The sequence below is a fragment of the Kitasatospora sp. NPDC059571 genome (genome assembly GCF_042735675.1).
Taxonomy (GTDB): domain Bacteria; phylum Actinomycetota; class Actinomycetes; order Streptomycetales; family Streptomycetaceae; genus Kitasatospora.
The window spans coordinates 1-4,150 of sequence record NZ_JBHWBW010000597.1; the positions used below are offsets into that span (position 1 = coordinate 1).

Sequence of the window (4,150 nt, forward strand, 5' to 3'; positions counted from 1 at the left end):
GTCGCAACCTGCCGCGCGTGGGGCCCCCCCCCGCGCCGGCGGGGCCCCGGCCCCGGCAGCCCCACCCTCCCCGGGCCCGCCCGGCCCGCCGTGCGTGTACAGGCGTATGGTGAGCGAGTACGAAACCGTTTCGTTCCACGCCGTTCGCCGGGAGGTCACCGTGACGCCGGACGCCGAGCCCAGGGCCCGCCGCAGCAGGCTCTCCGAGGACCGCGAGCGCGAGCTGTACACCGCCGTCATCGACCTGCTCCGGGAGAGCGGGTACGACGCGCTGACCATGGACGCCATCGCCGCCCGCACCCGCTCCAGCAAGGCCACCCTCTACCGCCAGTGGGGCGGCAAGCCCGAGCTGGTCGTCGCCGCGCTGCGCAGCTGCCGCCCGATCACCGCCGCCGACATCGACACCGGCACCCTCCGCGGCGACCTCCACGAACTCGTCCGGCTGCGCTGCGGCACCTCCGTCCGGGACGCCTCGCTGATGCGGGCGCTCGGGCAGGCCCTGCACAAGGACCCCGACCTGATGCGCGCCTTCCGCACGCTCGTGGTCGAGCCCGAGAGCGCCGCGCTGGACACCATGCTCCGCCGGGGCGCGGACCGCGGGGAGATCGCCGCCGGCCGCCCGGCCGCCCGGTTCGTCCCGCACATGGTGCTCGGCGCCCTCGCCGCCCGCCCCCTGCTGGAGGGCGCCGAGGCCGACCCCGCCTACCTGGCCGGGTACGTCGACGCCGTCGTGCTGCCCGCACTCGGCCTCTGACCCCCGCACCACCGCACCCCGACACCCCTTCATCCGGTCATTCCGTCTCCGACAGGACACCCCTTGCCACCCGACGACCCGCCGCAGGCCGAGCCGGCGGCCCGCCGCCCCCCGCTGCTGCGCGAACTGCTCCTGATCGGCGCGCTGTACACCGTCTACCGGCTCGGCCGGATCGCCGCCGAGGGCCATGTGCCGCGCGCCTTCCGCAACGCCGACGACGTCTGGCGGCTGGAGCGCTTCCTGCACCTGCCGGACGAGGACGGCGTCCAGCACCTGCTGCTCCACAGCGATCTGCTGGTCCACACCGCGAACGCCTTCTACGCGACCGTGCACTTCCCGGCGACCGTGCTCTTCCTGGTCTGGACGTACTGGCGCCGCCCCGCCCACTACGTCTGGATACGCCGGGTGCTGACCGTGCTGACCGGGGCCGGGCTGGGGCTGCACCTGCTGCTCCCGCTCGCCCCGCCGCGGATGCTGGACGCCACCGGGCTGATCGACACCGCCCGCGTCTACGGCCCGGCGGTGTACGGCGACCCGGACACCGACAGCCTGTCGAACCAGTTCGCCGCGATGCCCTCGCTGCACGTCGGCTGGGCGCTCACCGTCGCCGTCGGACTGATCGCCGCCACCCGCGGCCGGTGGCGCTGGCTCTGGCTGCTGCACCCCGCCGTCACCTACCTCGTGGTGGTCGGGACGGCGAACCACTACTGGCTCGACGGGATCGTCGCCGTCGCCCTGACCGGCGCCGCTCTGCTGCTGCTCCGCCCGCCCGGCCGGAAGCCCGCCGCACCACCGGGCCTTCCCGCCCCGCGCACCCCCGTCCCCGCACCGCTCCCCACCGCGACATCCACCACGACTCCCGCCATGACCCCGGCCGTCCGCGTCCGCGGCCCGGGAGCCGCCCCCGCCGCCGCGACCGCGTTCTGAGCAGGTCCGGCAGGTGTGACCGGTGCCACCCCGTCGTCCGGGCCCGCAGCGATCCGGGGTACCGTCGTGGCACGGTATCCGCGCACGGGCGGGCCGAGGACGCGGGCGGCACAGCCAGAGAGTGAGTGCGCAGGTGGCACTGCCGGTGGAACAGGAGCGGCCGGTGGCGGACGAGGAGCGGGCGACCGCCCCGACCAGGCCCGGACGGCTCGCCCGGATGAGGGCCGGGCTGCCCAGGACGGGTCTGGCCGTGCTGGCCGGCCTGCTGTTCGCGGCGGCCTTCCCGCCCTACGACGTGTGGCCGCTGTCGGTCGCCGCGGTCGCCGCGCTCTCGCTGCTGACCCGCGGCCGCACCCTGCGCCAGGGCGCCTGGACGGGCTTCGCGTTCGGACTGCCGTTCTTCCTCGGGCTGCTGTCCTGGCTGCGGGTGGTCGGCTGGGACGCCACCGTCGGCCTGTCCGTGATCGAGGCCCTGTTCATCGCCGCGCTCGGCGCCGGGCTGGCCGCGGTCTCCCGGCTGCGCAGCTGGCCGCTCTGGTCGGCGTGCCTGTGGGTGACCCAGGAGTGGGCCCGCGACCGGCTGCCGCTGGGCGGCTTCCCCTGGGGGCGGCTGGCGTTCGCCAACACCGCGAGCCCGTTCACCCCGCTCGCCGCGCTGGGCGGCGCCCCGCTCGTGACCTTCGCGGTCGCGCTCAGCGGCACCCTGCTCGCCTGGGCGGTGCTGCGGCTGCGCGGGCCGCGCCGGGCGCCCCGCGCCGCCGCGCTGGCCTGCCTCGGTGCGGTCGCCGCGCTGCTCGCCGGGCTGCTGGTGCCGGTGGCGACCAAGGGCGACTCCGAGCTGAAGGTGGCGCTCGTCCAGGGCAACGTCCCGCACCCGGGCATGGACTTCCTCGGCCGTCCGATGCAGGTCCTGGACAACCACGCCACCGAGACCGAGAAGCTCGCCGCCGACATCGCCGCCGGCCGGGCCCCCAAGCCGGACGTGGTCATCTGGCCGGAGAACGCCTCGGACCTCGACCCGTTCTCGGACCCGGCGGCGTACGTCCGGATCGACCAGGCCGTGAAGGCCGTCGGCGTGCCCACCCTGGTCGGCGCACTGGTCGACGGCCCGGACGCCCAGCACGTGCAGAACGAGGGCATCGTCTGGAGCCCGACCACCGGCCCCGGCGCCTCGTACACCAAGCAGCACCCGGTGCCGTTCGGCGAGTACGTCCCGTTCCGCAGTGAGCTCTCCAAGGTCATCACCCGGCTGCAGCGGGTCGCCCGGGACTTCTACCCCGGGGACCACAACGGCGTGATGCAGCTCGGTCCGGCCCGGATCGGCGACGTGATCTGCTTCGAGGTCGCCTACGACGAGATCGTCCGGGACACCGTCGACGACGGCGGCCGGGTGCTGGTCGTCCAGACCAACAACGCCACCTACAACCGGACGGGCCAGACCCAGCAGCAGCTCGCGATGAGCCGGCTGCGGGCCGTCGAGCACGGCCGGGCCGTGCTGATCGCCGCGACCAGCGGCATCAGCGCCGTCATCGCGCCGGACGGCTCGGTGGTGACGCAGACCAAGGAGCTCACCCCGGCCGTGATCAACGCGACCGTGCCGCTGCGCGGCGAGCGCACCGTCGCCGACCGGGTCGGCGCCGGACCGGAGTGGGCGCTGGCCCTGGCCGGCCTGCTGGCCTGCGGCGCGGTCGGTGCGGGTGCCGTTCGGCGGCGCCGCTCGGGCGGAACACCTGCGCCGTCGGAGCCGTTGAACCAGGTGGTGCCGTAGTCGCGGCCGGAGGTGCCGGCCCCCGTGCCGTCGCGCACGCCGGAGAGCACCGCGTTGGAGTGGATTCCTACCGTGACCCAGCAAGCTTCACCGGCCCGTCCCGCCCCGCGCAGCACGCTGCGGCGGGTGACGCCCCTGCTGATCGCCGGCTGGCTGGTCCTGGAGATCTGGCTGCTGACGGTGGTCGCCTCGGCGGCCGGCTGGTTCACCGTGCTGCTGGCATTGGTGGCCGGCGTGTTCCTCGGCGGCTGGCTGATCAAGCGGGCCGGGCGCCGGGCGTTCTCGGCGATGGTCGAGCAGAGCCGTGACCCCAAGCCGGAGCAGCCGCAGACCTCGACCAGCCTGACCGTGCTCGCGGGCGTGCTGTTCATCCTGCCCGGGCTGCTCTCCGACGCGGTGGCGCTGACCCTGCTCTTCCCGCCGACCCGGGCGCTGTGGCGGGCCGCCGCCCGCCGGGTGGCGTCGGGGGCGCTGCGCTCGACCTCCCCGGTCGGTGCGGACCGCTTCGCGGACGCCGTCCGGCTCCAGGAGCAGCTGAGGATCCACCGCCCCGACGGCAAGGTGATCCAGGGCGAGGTGGTCGAGCCGGGCACCGGCCCGGGCCCCGACACGGAGTACCGCCCGCCGATCAACGGCTGACGCCGACCGGCTGCACCGCCCTCCCGGAACGACGACGCCGCCCGCCCCGCTCGTAACGAGCG

4 protein-coding genes are annotated in these 4,150 nt (G+C 75.3%); all 4 read left to right on the top strand.

Annotation, left to right across the window (positions count from 1 at the left end; genetic code table 11):
- The first annotated feature begins 160 nt into the window (after positions 1–160).
- The 4 genes from ACFV0G_RS36250 to fxsA all read left to right on the top strand — a co-directional run bounded on the left by ACFV0G_RS36250 (position 161) and on the right by fxsA (position 4,088).
- Complete coding sequence (locus ACFV0G_RS36250) at positions 161–754, top strand: TetR/AcrR family transcriptional regulator (RefSeq protein WP_380557115.1); 594 nt, start codon at positions 161–163, stop codon at positions 752–754.
- Between the two features lie 63 nt (positions 755–817).
- On the top strand, positions 818–1,681 hold the full coding sequence (locus ACFV0G_RS36255) for a phosphatase PAP2 family protein (protein WP_380557111.1): 864 nt from the start codon (positions 818–820) through the stop codon (positions 1,679–1,681).
- Between the two features lie 217 nt (positions 1,682–1,898).
- Positions 1,899–3,449: an apolipoprotein N-acyltransferase gene (gene lnt / locus ACFV0G_RS36260; RefSeq protein WP_380557117.1), complete on the top strand. Its 1,551-nt coding sequence runs from the start codon at positions 1,899–1,901 to the stop codon at positions 3,447–3,449.
- A 72-nt stretch (positions 3,450–3,521) separates the two neighbouring features.
- On the top strand, positions 3,522–4,088 hold the full coding sequence (gene fxsA, locus ACFV0G_RS36265; RefSeq protein ID WP_380557113.1) for an FxsA family membrane protein: 567 nt from the start codon (positions 3,522–3,524) through the stop codon (positions 4,086–4,088).
- The last annotated feature ends 62 nt before the right edge of the window (positions 4,089–4,150 follow it).

Bases quoted from the DNA above. Each gene is read 5' to 3' on its own strand.
- lnt (WP_380557117.1), top strand. From the start codon at position 1,899: ATGAGGGCCGGGCTGCCCAGGACGGGTCTGGCCGTGCTGGCCGGCCTG.